Origin of the sequence: Paenibacillus barcinonensis (genome assembly GCF_003217495.1) — a bacterium.
Classification (GTDB): Bacteria; Bacillota; Bacilli; order Paenibacillales; family Paenibacillaceae; genus Paenibacillus; species Paenibacillus barcinonensis.
The window spans coordinates 145,308-160,672 of record NZ_QJSW01000004.1; the positions used below are offsets into that span (position 1 = coordinate 145,308).

14 protein-coding genes are annotated in these 15,365 nt (G+C 49.4%); 10 read left to right on the top strand and 4 right to left on the bottom strand.

Annotation, left to right across the window (positions count from 1 at the left end; all coding sequences use genetic code 11):
- Positions 1–33 precede the first annotated feature (33 nt).
- The 6 genes from DFQ00_RS08310 (at position 34) to DFQ00_RS08335 (ending at position 7,338) form a co-directional block, all read left to right on the top strand.
- Positions 34–993 (top strand): carbohydrate kinase family protein, encoded by a 960-nt coding sequence (locus DFQ00_RS08310; RefSeq protein ID WP_110896022.1) that lies wholly within the window; start codon positions 34–36, stop codon positions 991–993.
- Entirely contained in the window at positions 990–2,351 is a 1,362-nt protein-coding gene (locus tag DFQ00_RS08315; RefSeq protein WP_110896023.1) for a family 4 glycosyl hydrolase, read from the top strand. The genes DFQ00_RS08310 and DFQ00_RS08315 overlap by 4 nt, the downstream gene beginning before the upstream one ends.
- Positions 2,352–2,357: 6 nt before the next feature.
- Positions 2,358–5,666, top strand: coding sequence for an alpha-mannosidase (locus DFQ00_RS08320; RefSeq protein WP_110896024.1), 3,309 nt, complete (start codon positions 2,358–2,360; stop codon positions 5,664–5,666).
- Between the two features lie 239 nt (positions 5,667–5,905).
- Positions 5,906–6,763: a chemotaxis protein gene (locus tag DFQ00_RS08325; protein WP_110896025.1), complete on the top strand. Its 858-nt coding sequence runs from the start codon at positions 5,906–5,908 to the stop codon at positions 6,761–6,763.
- A gap of 37 nt (positions 6,764–6,800) precedes the next feature.
- Positions 6,801–7,067, top strand: a complete 267-nt coding sequence (locus DFQ00_RS08330) for a YkgJ family cysteine cluster protein (RefSeq protein ID WP_110896026.1) — start codon at positions 6,801–6,803, stop codon at positions 7,065–7,067.
- A 67-nt stretch (positions 7,068–7,134) separates the two neighbouring features.
- Complete coding sequence (locus DFQ00_RS08335) at positions 7,135–7,338, top strand: hypothetical protein (RefSeq protein ID WP_110896027.1); 204 nt, start codon at positions 7,135–7,137, stop codon at positions 7,336–7,338.
- 94 nt (positions 7,339–7,432) lie between these two features.
- Here the strand turns inward: DFQ00_RS08335 and DFQ00_RS08340 are convergent, their stop codons facing one another.
- Both DFQ00_RS08340 and DFQ00_RS08345 read right to left on the bottom strand, forming a co-directional pair.
- Positions 7,433–8,767, bottom strand: coding sequence for an MFS transporter (locus tag DFQ00_RS08340; RefSeq protein ID WP_110896028.1), 1,335 nt, complete (start codon positions 8,765–8,767; stop codon positions 7,433–7,435).
- A 77-nt stretch (positions 8,768–8,844) separates the two neighbouring features.
- Positions 8,845–9,555 (bottom strand): O-methyltransferase, encoded by a 711-nt coding sequence (locus DFQ00_RS08345; protein ID WP_425271014.1) that lies wholly within the window; start codon positions 9,553–9,555, stop codon positions 8,845–8,847.
- A gap of 203 nt (positions 9,556–9,758) precedes the next feature.
- On the opposite strand from DFQ00_RS08345, the gene DFQ00_RS08350 reads away from it, so the two are divergent.
- Positions 9,759–10,661 carry a LysR family transcriptional regulator gene (locus DFQ00_RS08350; RefSeq protein WP_110896030.1) on the top strand — a complete coding sequence of 301 codons (903 nt, stop codon included), beginning with the start codon at positions 9,759–9,761 and terminating at the stop codon, positions 10,659–10,661.
- Positions 10,662–10,718: 57 nt separating this feature from the next.
- Here the strand turns inward: DFQ00_RS08350 and DFQ00_RS08355 are convergent, their stop codons facing one another.
- Positions 10,719–11,450 (bottom strand): YoaK family protein, encoded by a 732-nt coding sequence (locus DFQ00_RS08355; RefSeq protein ID WP_110896210.1) that lies wholly within the window; start codon positions 11,448–11,450, stop codon positions 10,719–10,721.
- 175 nt (positions 11,451–11,625) lie between these two features.
- Here DFQ00_RS08355 and DFQ00_RS08360 point away from each other — a divergent pair, with 175 nt between their 5' ends.
- Both DFQ00_RS08360 and DFQ00_RS08365 read left to right on the top strand, forming a co-directional pair.
- The gene (locus DFQ00_RS08360) at positions 11,626–12,372 is read left to right on the top strand and encodes a GTP pyrophosphokinase (protein WP_110896211.1); all 747 of its coding nucleotides are present in this window, start codon (positions 11,626–11,628) and stop codon (positions 12,370–12,372) included.
- Between the two features lie 54 nt (positions 12,373–12,426).
- On the top strand, positions 12,427–13,662 hold the full coding sequence (locus DFQ00_RS08365; protein ID WP_110896031.1) for a multidrug effflux MFS transporter: 1,236 nt from the start codon (positions 12,427–12,429) through the stop codon (positions 13,660–13,662).
- 88 nt (positions 13,663–13,750) lie between these two features.
- Here DFQ00_RS08365 and DFQ00_RS29100 read toward each other — a convergent pair whose 3' ends face one another.
- Positions 13,751–14,380 carry a hypothetical protein gene (locus DFQ00_RS29100; RefSeq protein WP_167433640.1) on the bottom strand — a complete coding sequence of 210 codons (630 nt, stop codon included), beginning with the start codon at positions 14,378–14,380 and terminating at the stop codon, positions 13,751–13,753.
- A gap of 249 nt (positions 14,381–14,629) precedes the next feature.
- Here DFQ00_RS29100 and DFQ00_RS08375 point away from each other — a divergent pair, with 249 nt between their 5' ends.
- Positions 14,630–15,250 carry a flavin reductase family protein gene (locus DFQ00_RS08375; RefSeq protein ID WP_110896032.1) on the top strand — a complete coding sequence of 207 codons (621 nt, stop codon included), beginning with the start codon at positions 14,630–14,632 and terminating at the stop codon, positions 15,248–15,250.
- The last annotated feature ends 115 nt before the right edge of the window (positions 15,251–15,365 follow it).

Below are 15,365 nucleotides of genomic sequence, written 5' to 3' on the forward strand. Positions count from 1 at the left end.
ACCCATACAGTAACGGAAAAAGAGGGATGGCCTGTGAAACCATACGATGTCGTCGCAATCGGAGATGTCAATATTGATCTGATCGTCGCTGGACGTTACGAGCTTCCGCTGCCGGGGCAAGAAGTGATTGCGGATAATATGTTTGTTCATATTGGCGGAGGCGCAGCGTTGTTTACGATGGCTCTGGCGAAGCTGGGGCTGAAAATTTCCTTCAACGGTATACTGGGTGAGGATTATTATGGCAGTTATATTTTGGAGCATTTCGGAGAACTGGCTGTAGATACCTCGCATATGAAAATCAGTTCGTCAAGCAACACCGGCATTACCATCGCTATTCACCCGGACAGGGATCGTTCTTTCATAACCTATACGGGTTCTAATGAAGAACTGAAGCTGTCGCAGCTGGAGGAGGACAGTCTCGCCCAAGGCCGTCATATTCATCTGACCGGATATAAGGGACGACGCAATCATGCTGAATTTATGACGCTGATCCAGCGGGTGAAATCTCACGGAGCAACGATATCCTGTGACGTGGGCTGGGATGATACTGGCGAGTGGTACGAGGGTGTATTTGAAATTATGAGTCATGTGGATGTATTTTTCCTGAACGAGAGTGAGGCGTTGCAATATACCGCATGTTCAACGATGGAGCAGAGTATGGAACGCCTGTCCAGGGCAGGCAAACATATCGTTTGTAAAATGGGACCCCATGGTGCTGTTGCTATGATTGATGGTGTGCGTACCTATCGTTCCGGTTATGCAGTGCAGGCCCTGGACACGACAGGAGCTGGAGATAGCTTCAATGCCGGGTATATTTATGGATATCTGAAGGGCATGGACACAGGTCAATCGCTGGAATACGGCAATGCCTGTGGTGCCATGTCGGTCACAGCTTACGGCGGGAACAGCGGTATTCCCGATAAAGCAGAACTGGAGCATTTTATGCAGGAAAGGTCATCATCCATAACGGATCATTGGGGGATTACACTATGAAGCTTGCATTGATTGGCGGAGGCGGCGTTCGTGCCGTATTATTTACCCATAGTTTGACGCTCAAAGCGGCATCACTCGGCATCACCAGACTTGTGCTTCATGATAACGATGAGCATCAGCTACACATCATTCGCCAGTTATGCCAGGCGGTGATTGACCGCAATGGTGTACGTCTGGAGTTAAGCTATACCACGGATCGTGTTGAGGCCATTCGTGGTGCAGATTTGATTGTGACGACGATAAGAGTAGGCAAGGAAATCTCACGTTACACGGATGAGCGGATTGCGCTGGAGCATGGCGTGATTGGTCAGGAGACGACGGGGCCAGCAGGCTTTTCCATGGCTATTCGTACGATTCCGGTGCTGCTGGAGTACTGTGAACTGGCTCAGGAGCTTGCACCGAATGCATGGATATTCAATTTTTCCAATCCGTCCGGTCTGGTGACACAGGCTCTGCGTAGTGCGGGATATGACCGTGTGATCGGCATATGTGACACTCCCAGCCATACGAAGCTTCGGATGGAGCACGCACTGGGGCTTCAGGAGGGGGAACTCGATGTAAAATTATTCGGGCTGAATCATCTATCCTGGTTTAATCATGTTTCCTATCAAGGTCAGGATCTGTTAGACCGCTTGAAAAGTGATCCCGAACTGATCGCAGCCGTGTCCGAATTCCAGATGTTTGATCCCGACCTGCTGCGAGCACTGCCATACCTTCCGAACGAGTACCTGTACTATTACTACCACCGTGAGAAGGCGCTGGAAAATATACTGAATTCGGATATGACGCGTGGTGAGATGATCGCGCTGAACAATAAAGAAATGCTGGCTCGGCTTGAATCCATGGATATTGAAAATAACCCGGAGGAAGCGATCCAGACCTATCTGTACTATACACAAAAAAGGGAAGTCTCCTACATGGCCATCGAAACGGCCGCAGCCGCCAAAGAGATGCCAACGACGCTGGAATTACCCGAATCGCTCGGGTATGCGGGGGTCATGCTGGATTTTGTAGAGTCTATTCAATCCGGGAAGACGAATCGCATGGTGCTGTCCGTGCCGAACGAAGGCAGCATTCCCGGCTTTGAGCATGACGATGTGGTGGAGGTGACCTGTGAAATTAGCGCCGATGGCCCAAGACCTATCCCTGTATCCGAAGTGCCGGAGGATATGTATCTGCTCATGAAGGGAGTAAAGCGCTTCGAACGATTAACGGTGGATGCGGTTCGGGAGAAGTCGATTGATCTGGCGGTGGAAGCGCTGATGGTACATCCGCTTGTGGGGTCTTACTCCATTGCCAAAAGTCTGGTACATGCATATATCAAAGCTTATCCTGAATATTTGTCGGACTGGAGGTAGTTTCTTATGTTTTTTGCGATGCAAAAGTTTGAGAAACGGATCGCCGAGCTGGAAGGCTTGCGTTACCGTGATGCCAGAACAATCGGCCCATATGTTGCAGTAGAGGACCCGGAAGGTATCATTGGTGCGAAACCTTATGAGAAGCCGTCCGAGGTGGAAGGGGCCAGAGCAATGCAGATTGGTGACGTCTGGAAGGGGCGTGACCGATATATCTGGCTGAAGGCTCAGGTAGACATTCCACAGGAATGGCAAGGCAAGCAGGTGCTGGGGCGATTTGACTTCGGCACAACCGAAGGTGGCAATAATGGCGGGTTTGAATCGCTCTGTTATGTAGATGGTGTTGCTTATCAGGGTGTGGATTCCAATCATATGGAGGTTTTTCTGCCCAAGGAGGCGGCTGGTCGCACGGTACGGCTTGATTTTCGCTTGTGGTCTGGTCTGGAGGGCGGTGGCAAACCGCGTGAGCTTACACATACGATTCGGATGTCAGAGCTGTGCTGGCTGGATGAACCGGCAGATGATCTGTATTACACGTCCAGGGCAGCACTTGAAGCGATGCAATGTCTTGATGAAAAGCAGCCTGAGCGGCTGCTGCTTACGCAAGCGCTGGATCGAAGTCTTTTCCTGATTGACTGGTCCGATCCGGGCTCGCACATGTTCTATGCTTCGCTGGGTGAAGCTCTGCGGAAGCTGAACGATGAACTGGCCGATGTGAAGCCGAAGCATCCGGTCACCGTGACCTGTATCGGACACACACATATTGATGTGGCCTGGCTCTGGCGACTGAAGCATACGCGTGAGAAGTCGGCCCGCTCGTTCTCAACGGTGCTTCGTTTGATGGAGAAGTTCCCGGACTATACTTTTTTGCAAACACAGCCACAGCTGTATGAATACATGAAGCAGGATTACCCGGAGTTGTACGAACAGATCAAGCAGCGTATTGCGGAAGGACGCTGGGAAGCGGGCGGCGGGATGTGGGTGGAAGCCGACTGTAATCTGACCAGTGGGGAATCACTGGTGCGTCAGCTGTTGTTTGGAACACGTTTCTTTCAGCAGGAATTTGGTGTAGAGAGTCGTTATCTCTGGTTACCGGACGTGTTCGGATATAGCTGGGCGTTGCCGCAGATTTTGCAAAAGTCGGGCTTCGATACATTTATGACCACAAAGATTAGCTGGAACCAGTTCAATCCGATGCCGCATGATACGTTTAAGTGGCGGGGGATGGACGGAACGGAGGTACTGACCCATTTTATTACAACACCGGATGACTGGGAGGAGGCCAATTCCTTCTTTTACACCTACAACGGGTTGGTTGAAGCGAAGACGGTAAAAGGGAGCTGGCAAGCTTACCGGGACCTGGATGTGAATCAGGAATTGCTGCTGTCGTATGGCTACGGGGATGGTGGCGGTGGAGTTAACCGCGAGATGCTGGAGCAGCGTCGCCGTCTGGATCGGATGCCGGGTATGCCTAATGTACAGACAGGGCGAGCTGATGCTTATTTTGAACGTTTGGGTCGTACATTCGAGCATACGGATCGTTATGTGCATACATGGGATGGGGAGCTCTATCTGGAGTATCACCGTGGAACGTACACCAGTCAGGCTTACAACAAACGGATGAACCGCAAGCTGGAGCTGCTGTATCGCGAGACGGAATGGATCGCTGTACTGGCTGGTGTGCAGGACAAGAGCTGGCAAGCATATGATCAGTCGCTGCTGAACGAGGGCTGGAAAATTTTGCTGCGCAATCAGTTCCATGATATTATTCCTGGTTCATCCATTCGGGAAGTGTATGAGGACAGCACTGTAGAATACGCAGAAGCCGAGGCGATTGCGCGCAAGGTTTGGTCACGGCAAATCAATGAGCTGCAACAGGAGGCGGAGCTTAGTGAGGACGGCAGAGCTCATAATGCAGCAAACTTCAATGACAAAGCAGAGGAGCAAGCAGAAGAGCAGGCAGAAGAGCAGGCGCATGACAGAGTCGATGACAGGGCTGAGGGGACGTACAACGAAATTGCGGACAGACATAGTCACAGTGACAGCGGCACAATCACAGTGGTCAATAGCTCATCCTGGGCTTTGAAGGAGCCTGTGCGCATGGCGGCAGCGTTGCTGCCAGAACAGGTGAGATGGACAACACTGGAGGGAGCGGTGCTTCCTGCCCAGCGGCTGGATGGGGAGTGGCTTGTCGGATCGGTAGAGGTGCCTGCACTTGGTATGGCTGCCATCTGTTACACAGCGGCGGATACGACGGCAGAAGCTCCGGTGAATGCTGTCTTTCAATATGAAGAGGGCAGACTGCTTACACCACATTATGAGATTTGCTGGAATGCGGAGGGGCATCTGACGCAAATCTATGATCGGCACGTTCAACGCGAGGTGCTCGCACCGAGTAGCCGTGGCAATGTGCTGCAGATATTTGAAGACAAGCCGATGAACTTTGATGCGTGGGATATTGATATTTTTTATCAGGAAAAGATGCATGAAGTTCAACAATTGCTTTCAGTCGAACTGCTGCATTCAGGTGATGTGGCGGCAACGGTGGAATTCCGATGGGCCTACGGAAAATCGTCATTTACCCAGCGGATGAGTGTGTATGCGGAAGGACGACGGATTGATTTTGAGACAGAGGTAGATTGGCAGGAGCGGCAGAAGCTGCTCAAGGTGGCGTTTCCGGTACAGGTGCGTTCGACCGAGGCGACATATGATATCCAGTTTGGCAATGTCAAACGTGCAACACACTGGAACACCAGCTGGGATTATGCACGGTTTGAGGTGGTGGGGCATCAGTGGGCGGATCTGTCGGAGCGAGGGTATGGTGTCAGTCTGCTGAATGATTGCAAATATGGTTATGACATCAAGGATCATGTGATGCGGTTGTCTTTGCTAAAAAGTGCGAACTATCCGAATGAGACAGCCGATCAGGGACAGCATCTGTTTACGTATGCGCTGCTGCCACATGCGGGGGACTGGTATGAAGCGGGAACGGTACAGGAGGCATGGGCATTAAACAACCCGCCGGCAAGCTTCAATGGCAGTGTTGCGGGAGGAAGAGCGCTCTCGTTTATGCGGACGGATGCTGCACATGTGATGGTGGATGCGATCAAAAAAGCAGAGGACGACCACACCGTCATTGTCCGTTTACATGAGTATGCGGGCATTCGGACCAGAGTGAATTTGCAAAGCGATTATGATATTCTGTCCTGGGCGATGTGTGACATGATGGAGAAGCCGGTAGGTGAGATGCAGTCGTTGCCACTCTCCTTCGAGATTGCGCCTTATGAGATCATAACGTTACAACTCAGAATGTTCTGAACTGTTCGCAGAGGGCAGATCCAGTATTTGAACCGATGACGGGAAGCACCGTTGTCGGTTCTTTGTATTCAGATTTACTGCGATTGCTTCAGAGTTCATGGTACACTGGTTATAATTATATAGAGCTGTATACATCTGGTTATAACATGGACATCAGGCTTCAGGCATACAATTCAATTAAACCTTCTGGGATTGTGGGCGTGAGGGTTAATCCTAGTCGATTGATAAGGAGGAAAGCCATGACTCGGGTAGCGGTGATGGTCATTCATGGACTGGGTATGCAAAAAGAGGATTATGCTGACAAGCTAATGACGTGCTTGAGCAAGGAAATGGATCGGGTCATGGTGCAGCCAGGCGCCGCCGAACAGATGCTGGATATTGAACCCGTCTTCTGGGCCGACGTGTTCGAGGAACGGGAAGAGGCGCTGTTCCAGCAGCTGGTACGTGCACCCGGATTAAACTATCAGACCTTGCGTCGTTTTGTGATTCATTATCTAGCGGATGCTGTTGCCTATCAGCCTGTGGAGAAGCAGGGACATAACTATGATGCTGTGCATCGGACGTTGAACCGCGCTATGCATACGCTCGCACAACGGAATGGACCGGAAGCTCCGCTCTGTGTCGTTGCTCATAGTCTTGGCGCAGTGATTGCGAGTAACTTTTTCTACGATTTGCAGTACCCGTCCAGCCGAAGCCCCGAGATTGTGGATGTAAATGCTGCGTTGGAGCGGGGAGATACGCTGACTAATTTTTATACATTTGGTACAACACTGCCCTTATGGAGCTTGCGCTATGCTGATTTCAGCAGGCCGATTCAGGTGCCCCCCTCGCAGGCCGTTCAGTACTTTCCGGGGCTTGCGGGTGAATGGATCAATTTTTATGAACCGAACGATATTCTGGGTTATCCGCTGCGTCCCATTGACCCGGCATATGCGGCTGCGGTGAAGGAAGATATAGAGGTGCGTGTGGGCGGGCCAGCGACCAGCTGGAACCCGCTGAGTCACGGCGGATATTTTGCCAGCGAGAGCATGAATTACAGAATTGCGCAAGGACTGGCGCGGACGTGGACATGGGTGAACCGCAGAATGAATCAATGAAATAATATACGGCGACAACTGAGAAGGAGGGAACATCATGGAATGCAGGGCTGGCTGTGCCGCATGTTGTATTGCCATATCCATTTCATCACCGATCCCGGGCATGCCCGAAGGCAAACCGGCAGGAGAACGATGTGTACAGCTGACGGAGGATAACCGCTGCGCTATCTTCGGTCAGCCGGATCGTCCTCCAGTATGCAGCGGATTACAGGCTGAGGAAGAGATGTGCGGAAGCACGAATCAGGAGGCCTTTGAACGTTTGGCACAGCTGGAGCATCAAACCGCGCCAGGAAAGGTGTATTAACTTTTTTGAGATATTAGGATAATTATACTTAATATGAATGTTGATATTTGAGAGGGGAGATGTGCATGTGGAATGGCTTAAACGCCTGATCAAAGTTGTTGGCAGCATGTTAAGTGATCTGTGGATGGGCTCTTATCGCCGTCATTCGGATAACTATGATGAACAGGCTCCAGATGCAGAGCATAAATCAAAATATTACACTTTTGTCGTTCTGGCAGCGGTCGTGACCCTGAGCATCGTTGTTATTATCTATAATCCCGAGTATTGGTAGTACAGAGGTGTAAGAAACAAGCATAGAAGCAATATCAAAGAGTATCCCGTCATGCCGGAGCAGAGAGGATACTCTTTTTTGTTTTGCCTTGATATCAAGCTCTGCTGTCAAGAGAAGTTGCCGAAGGCCGAGGCTCTTTAAACATGAAAAAGTACATTAGTGATGATATGACGTAGAGGCTTCCTGTGATGCTAAAGGTAATTGCATATCCCCAATATGTCCCGTATGTCGTGACCAGATAAGATTGTACAGGCCCCATCGTGGCCCAGCCGATCATAAATGAGGTTTGCATCATGGAGTTGGCAATGCCGCGACGTTTGTCCGAAACGCGATCAACCAGAATTGCGGATTGAATCGGATTAGCTGCGTTCATGAGTGCCTGCCGGAACAAAAAGCTGACGGACGCAACAAGAAGCAGGTTCGTAAAGCCTGTTAATAACAGGAAGGGCAGCGATAATACCTGAAAAATAACGACAGCCCGTACACTGCCAACTTTGGCAGCTAAAGTCGGGCCGATCAGCATAGACACAATGGTCATAATCTGACCCAGTGCAATGAGAAGGCTCATGCCGCTTAACGATACCGCGAAACGATTCGTAAAATACAGATTAAGGTACGGTACAACCAGTCCCGAGCCCAGACCAATCAGCAGCTGTGTTACAACAAACTGAACGATGAGCTTGGAATCCCGCTTTTTTAAGGCACGTTCATCGTCTGTGGACATCATGGATTGCTTTCGATCCTCTTGGGTCTCAAGTCCGCCCTCGGATCGTTGAGCCTTGGGCTGTAACGACGTAGAGTCTGCCTCTACCGGAGACATCTGTTTTTCGCTTACAAAAAGCAGTGGAATAAAGGCAGCAAGTGTTGCCGCACCGCCAATAAACAGCACCGTCTGCAGGCTGGTCACCTTCGCCATTCCGGCAGAATGAAGCACGTCTGCAAGGACACCGCCGCCTAGACTTCCGAGAACCTGTGAAGCCAGCACCAGAGATGAGTACAAGCTGAACATCTTGAGGCGCTGACTTTTTTTGATGTTTTCCGCGAGATAGGGGATGGCCAGCACCTGAAAAACACTAGCAAACAAGCCGGATAAAACAGCGAACCAGAGCAGTCCGCTCGAAGCATAATCAAAAGAACGCCCGATCAGAAATACACCGCTGAACAGCGCTCCAATGATCAACAGTTTTTTGCGGCTGAACTTGTCGCCGCTGAAGCCGATAGGAATAAACATAATCGCTGTAGCCAGAGATTGGATGCTGACAATCTGACCATTCATCGTGTCGTCGTAACCCAGCCCCTGAATGTACAGATTATACAGGACCGAGAACATGCCGTTTCCGATCTGATACAGCAGACTTGCCAGAAAGAAGAGCTGAATATTGCGGGACCAACCGCTAATTTCAACCTGTATCTGTCGTAAAGCTCTCAAATGATTCCCTCCAGTCTGCCTGTGCAGTGACTCCAGTTTAACAGGAAAGGCAGATTTTCGGAAGAATTGACCACTGTTTATTTTGTCACAGGAGCATCGGTGACACGGGCTATCACAAATCCGTCGTAGCCTTTAGCGCCCACAGTTTGCAGGGCTACCGCTTCAAGCCTAGGGTGATTGCCGATGTGCTCAAGAAAGGTTCGAACGCCTTGAACCCGCGGGTCTGTGCTTCCAGCATGGATGACCTCTCCATCCCTCACGATATTATCTCCGATGATCAGGCTGCCCGGACGTGTCAAGCGTAGCGCCCATCTCAGGTAATCCGGGTTGCTTGGTTTATCGGCATCAATAAAAATCAGATCAAAAGGTTCAGCGTAGTCTTCTTTCACATCGGGAAGGGTTGTAAGCGCTGGCCCAGTTCGAAGGTCCACTTTATGCATTAATCCGGCTCGGGTCAGATTGGACTCGGCAACCGCTGCATGTTTGGCTTCGGATTCAAGGGTAACGATTCGTCCATGCTCCGGCAGTGCTCTTGCCATCCAGATCGTGCTGTATCCGCCTAATGTGCCAATCTCCAGCACTCGTGACGCCCCCTGGATTTGCAGCAGTAATTGAAGAAATTTACCTTGATTTGGCGTGACATCATAGGAGGGCAATCCTGCTTCGGCGTTGGCCTCCAATGCTTCCTCCAGAGCCTTGTCGCCTGGGATAAGCAGTGCGTTCATATACTCATCTACTTGATCCCATATCGTAGACTGAGCGGTGTGGCTATTGTTCCAATGCTGCATACTCATCAAACATCTTCCTTTCCACTTGCTGATATTGAATGGCTATAATTGAACTATAGTTGAGATTTTTGTATAAATAAAATATATAATTTGTATGTAAATATATAATTAAGTTATGTGCGGAAAGCGGTAAAAATAGGGTCGTAAAAAATTGCCGGTATAAACATCAGAAGCACAAAAAGAGATAAAAGAGGCGAACAGGGATGAATTTGCATGGATTACGCTTGTTTCACGCGATTGTACGTTACGGTGGAGTTACCCGGGCTGCGGAAGAGCTTAACATTAGTCAACCTGCTGTATCTTCACAGGTAAAGCGGTTTGAACGTGAGATTGGCATTCAGCTGTTCGTATCTGAAGGGCGAAAACTGGTGCTTACAGATGCAGGTACACAGTTAATAACGTATGCCGAGCGTTTGTTTATGCTGGAACAGGAAGTGGAGCATTTCGTCGAGGATATGATTCAGGGCAGAAAAGGCTTGATTCGTCTGTCGGCCACATACCTGCCCTCCAATTTTTTGCTACCCAGCTGGATTGCTCGCTTTAAGCAGGCGCATGAGGATGTGGAGATTATTGTGAGCACAAGCAATACCCAGATGGCTTTTGATCAGCTGTTGCGCTACGAGGCAGAGATTGCTATCTATGGAGGGAGTGGGGTCAGTCATCCGGGTGTTCATTGGGATAAGCTGTTTGAGGATGAAATGTGGTTTGTGGTGCATCCAGATCATGCCTATGCAGGCCAAACGATTTCATTGCAGCAGATGGTGGCCGAGCCATTTATTATGCGTGAGCAGGGCAGTGCAACGCGTGAACGACTGGCTGCCCTGTGCACCAACAATAACCTGCCTTCTCCTCGGATTGCGCTTCAATTCGATGGGTTGAATGAAACGATCAGCGCAGTAAAAGCAGGTTATGGTGCCAATTTCATCTCGTCTCTTGTTGTGAGAGAAGATGTGCAGCAAGGCAGGCTTGCTCGTGTATTTGTTGATAACGTAAAGCTTCAGAATACGATAGCTATCTGTACACGGGCAGGAGAGAAGCTGTCACCAGCGGCAAGTCAGCTTGTGCAGTGGATCAGGCAGGAGTCACTTGTGATGCAGCATGAATAAACGTTCAAACTGCGGCTGTCCTGCTTCATTAATTTGACATTTTAACAGTAACAGCCCTTATGACTTGTCTGCATCACTTTGCAAGTGCTCCGATTTGCCCCAGGCAGCGATGCGTGCTTGAAGGGTTACTCCGGCAACGACAAGTGCGGGAATCCAGACAGCGATCTTTGGAATATGATGGAAAAGGAGTGCGGCCAGGATAACACCAGCCAGGTAAATCACAACCGCGCCTGCACGCAGATACGAGTCTGCTGATAATGAGCTGGCCAATGAGCGAATATTGACGTGTCTGATCCGTTGCAGGAGGCTTGCAGCATCCTCAACCACGGCGGCCAGATTGTTTGTAAGCACGGTGGTGGAGATGCCTGCAATGCCGATGCGTCTTGCTGCTGTAGTCTGCATACCCATCGCTATCGCTAAGAGTACAATCAGAAGATAGGATAGTTGCCCGGAGAGCGGGCTAATTATGAGAATAGCAAAGAGCAGAAGCAATGCACTCTCGACGGTAAGTACAGCGGTGACTCGCGGCGACCAGCCATTTTTGGTTTTTACATGTCCAATCATATGTGCTGCGATGGCATTACCCGCGATAAATCCGAGAAGTGCAAGCAGTGAGCGCAATACGACAAACTCTTGAGCACGGGCAATCGCAATGCCCAGCAGTACAATATTTCCTGTCATATTGGCCGTGAGTACGTGTCCCAGTCCAAGATATCCAATGACATCGACCATACCGGCAGACATACAAAGCAGCAGCATGGCGTATTTCTGGAGAAGATTCTGTTTCATCGTGTTCCGTCCTTTCAGGTAAACAATAACTCTTTCAGTATACAGCGATGTTCCTGTCTTCATCAAAATGAAAATTCTAACGCACAAACAGTTACATGACCAGAAATTCGTTTATTCGGGTTAGATGATTTATAATGGTATGGATGACATGTGAGAAGAAAGGAAGAAACTGATGATGAATGCACCACATCCGATAGACCAATTCAAGAAATTTAAATACGAAATTACCCGATTTATGATGATTTATAAATTTGCACTGGATCAGATGGAAACCAAAATAGAAGTGCTCAAGGAGGAATTTCAATCTCTGCATGACTACAGTCCGATCGAGCATACGAAGTCAAGATTGAAGTCTCCCGAGAGCATTATGAATAAGATGTTCCGTAAAAATCATGAGCTGACATTTGAAAGCATCAAGGAGAATATTAAAGATATTGCCGGCGTGCGGATTACATGCTCGTTTATCTCCGATATATACCGAATCAAGGATATGCTGTGCAATCAGAGTGATTTGCGCGTGCTTGAAGTGAAGGATTACATCCAAAATCCGAAGCCAAACGGATATCAAAGCCTGCATTTGCTCGTTGAAGTCCCGGTGTACATGTCCAATGGTGAAGAGCGTGCCTGTGTGGAGATTCAGATTCGTACGATTGCGATGGACTTCTGGGCAAGCCTTGAGCATAAAATCTTTTACAAATACAATAAGGATGTTCCTGAGCATCTAACAAGAGAACTCAAAAATGCAGCGGATTCTGCCAATGCCTTGGATCATCAGATGGAACGGCTGCACCGCGAGATCCAAGAGATCAAAGACGCCGATAACGAGCGGGATGAAGAGGAATTACGCCGTATTATTATAAATAATCAACAATTTACACTGCCAAACAATCTGCTGCGATTGCTGGGAGATGGAGAGAATTAAAAGCCCGAAAATTGCACAATAACTCGACTTGATGGAAAAGGAATTGTTTTCTGGATGAAAAGTAATCTGGCTTCAATACAGCCCCATACTGCACCACGTATGAGAATGGCGCTTATTCTCGGGACACTCTCTGCATTCGGACCGCTGTCTCTGGATATGTATCTGCCAGCCTTGCCAGCGCTGGCGGATGAATTTGGCTCGTCTGCTTCTTACGCCCAGCTTAGCTTAACCGCTTGTATGATCGGGCTTGCACTTGGGCAGCTGCTGGCTGGACCACTAAGTGATGTAAGAGGGCGCAAAATGCCGCTGATCGCCGGACTGGTGTTATATACACTTGCTTCAGTATTATGCCTGGTGAGCCCAACGATGGGCTCATTTGTTATGCTGCGATTCATTCAGGGTGTGGCTGGAGCTGCTGGCATTGTCATCTCGCGCGCAGTGGTCAGAGATATGTACGAGGGACCTGAACTCACACGTTTTTTTTCTTTGTTAATGCTTATTAACGGAGTGGCTCCGATTGCAGCACCGATTATTGGAGGGCAAGTGCTGGCATATGCCTCGTGGCGTGCCGTATTTATTTTGCTTGGTCTGATTGGTTTGCTGGCGCTTCTGGCGGTGATCCTTGGTCTAGGCGAGACACTGCCTGTTCAACGAAGGTCCAGCGGAGGGCTCAAACAAACGCTGCTGACGTTTGGCAGGCTAACAAGAGATCGTCGTTTTATGGGGTACGCACTTACACAAGGCTGTGCAGCTGCAGGCATGTTTGCTTACATATCAGGCTCACCGTTTGTCCTGCAAAAAATTTATGGCGTGTCGCCGCAAATGTTCAGTGTGTGCTTTGCTGTGAATGGATTGGGTATTATTCTCGCCAGTCAGATTGCAGGACGGCTTGCGGGCAAAGTTTCGGAATCTCGATTGTTAATTGCGGGTCTGCTTACAGCGGCTACTGGAGGAACATCCCTGCTGCTCTCGATTCTGGCTGGAGGCGGACTGATTACTGTACTGATTCCGCTATTTCTGGTCGTCTCCAGTGTCGGATTGATTAATACAGCTTCGTTTGCGCTTGCTATGGGAAATCAGGCCAAATCCGCAGGAAGTGCGTCAGCATTGATTGGCGTCATGACCTTTTTGTTTGGCGGCATCGTTGCGCCTCTTGTGGGCCTTGGCGGGGAGCATACGGCTGTGCCGATGGGCATTGTGATTGCCTGTGCTGATCTGGGAGCCTTGGGTCTGTACTTCGTTATGATTGGGAAAAGTAAACCGAAGCAGAGCACTCATACCATAGTGTAATGCCAAGGTTTAATTACGAACCGCCCGCATGGACCTAACAGCGTCTATGCGGGCGGTTTTCATTCGCTGATATAAGTTCCGCTTGCCTTTAACAAAGGGCAAATAAAATCTGCGTATTCAACAAAATGCCTGGAGTCTGGAACGGATAGAAGTAACCGACGACAAAGCCGAACAAATTCACCGCAGGCCACATTAAATATACATCATTATACGTAAAGACCAGGGACCAGCGGTTATAACAGAAGTTTTGCAGCACACGCTGCTCCTGATCACGAGGGGCGGCTGCGCCAGTTTGTGCGAATTGAACCGCTTGAGTCAGACTCTGCGGCTGCTGCTGGATAAAGAGTGGAAGCAGGCCGGGGCTGCTTTTGATCAGGTTGTATAAAAATAACATCTCTGCTGGCGGCTGACCTACGGGACGAGGATACGCACTCAGTAATGAAGGTAAATTCCCTTGGGCGAGCTGTGGAGGTACGCCGGGAGCGGGGGCTGGACCTGGAACAGGACCCGGTCCGGGACCCGGAAAATATGGACCTAGAGGTGCTCCACCCCCTGGAATAAACGGAGGATACGAGCCTGGGCCCCCTGGAATGCCTGGCGGAGTCTGAGCGCCTGGAATGCTTCCTCCGCCGGGAAAGATCGGAGGTAATTGAAATGACCGACCAGCCGTATCACCATAATCATAATCGCCAGCGTAAGGGAAATATCCATAATTCATATCAAAACATCCTTCCTGTCATCGTATTCTGCCAACAGCATATGGTGACATTCGCCCATGTGTGATTGGAGGGAGCATGTGTCTGGAGAGTGGGGAGGAACACCGAATAATGAAGGAGATGTCCTGGAGGGATCATGAATTTGATCGTTTTTTGTTCTTTTGCTCGGTATACATATATAATAACGATGAAGAAATACGAGAAAGAAGAATGCAAACCAACGTACAAGCAACAGGGGAGGAGATTTACATATGTATTCATTGAACCCGGAAGAGATAACAGCCAAAGAAAACTATAAATTGATGAGTGGATCTGTCGTACCGCGTCCGATTGCCTTTGTAACTACGTTGTCCGATCATAATGGGGTCATCAACGCGGCGCCGTTTAGCTTTTTTAATGTGGTCAGCTCTGATCCTCCGCTCTTATCCATCGCGGTTGGACGCAAGAACGGGATCATGAAAGATACTGCACGCAACATCCTTGGGCATCCTGAACTGGTTGTGCATATTTGTGATGAGCATATTATTAACGAGGTGAATGAGACAGCAGCGATTCTGGAGCCGCATGAAAGTGAACTGGAACGAACCGGGCTGACGACAGTTTCAAGTTCAATTGTCTCTGTACCGGGGATTCGGGAGGCTTTGATTCGTATGGAATGCAAGCTGTATCAGCATATTCCGATCTCAAATGATGAAGGCGTGCCTGTGAGCGATCTGCTTCTGGTGCGGATTGTGCAGTATCATTTCAGCGAACGGGTCTACCTTGCAGACAAAGGTTATATTCTGATGGATCAGTTAAAGCCTGTCAGTCGGTTGGCAGGTAATGATTATGCCAAGCTTGGTGAACGGTTCACCATTATTCGGCCCGAGTAGAGCATCCGATGGAATCATTGCAAAAGGATGCCCCATGTGCAGCTCATGCATATGGGGCTTTTTGTGTTCAGGCGGTCGTTCGTCAGAAACATAATTCTGTTTCAGCTGGAATAGA

Excerpts from the sequence above, each read along its gene's own strand:
- DFQ00_RS08330 (WP_110896026.1), top strand. The coding sequence starts at position 6,801 with ATGGAATGCAGGGCTGGCTGTGCCGCATGTTGTATTGCCATATCCATT.
- DFQ00_RS08315 (WP_110896023.1), top strand. The coding sequence starts at position 990 with ATGAAGCTTGCATTGATTGGCGGAGGCGGCGTTCGTGCCGTATTATTT.
- DFQ00_RS08360 (WP_110896211.1), top strand. The coding sequence starts at position 11,626 with ATGAATGCACCACATCCGATAGACCAATTCAAGAAATTTAAATACGAA.
- DFQ00_RS08355 (WP_110896210.1), bottom strand. The coding sequence starts at position 11,450 with ATGAAACAGAATCTTCTCCAGAAATACGCCATGCTGCTGCTTTGTATG.
- DFQ00_RS08320 (WP_110896024.1), top strand. The coding sequence starts at position 2,358 with ATGTTTTTTGCGATGCAAAAGTTTGAGAAACGGATCGCCGAGCTGGAA.
- DFQ00_RS08350 (WP_110896030.1), top strand. The coding sequence starts at position 9,759 with ATGAATTTGCATGGATTACGCTTGTTTCACGCGATTGTACGTTACGGT.
- DFQ00_RS08365 (WP_110896031.1), top strand. The coding sequence starts at position 12,427 with ATGAAAAGTAATCTGGCTTCAATACAGCCCCATACTGCACCACGTATG.
- DFQ00_RS29100 (WP_167433640.1), bottom strand. The coding sequence starts at position 14,380 with ATGAATTATGGATATTTCCCTTACGCTGGCGATTATGATTATGGTGAT.
- DFQ00_RS08345 (WP_425271014.1), bottom strand. The coding sequence starts at position 9,555 with ATGCAGCATTGGAACAATAGCCACACCGCTCAGTCTACGATATGGGAT.
- DFQ00_RS08325 (WP_110896025.1), top strand. The coding sequence starts at position 5,906 with ATGACTCGGGTAGCGGTGATGGTCATTCATGGACTGGGTATGCAAAAA.
- DFQ00_RS08375 (WP_110896032.1), top strand. The coding sequence starts at position 14,630 with ATGTATTCATTGAACCCGGAAGAGATAACAGCCAAAGAAAACTATAAA.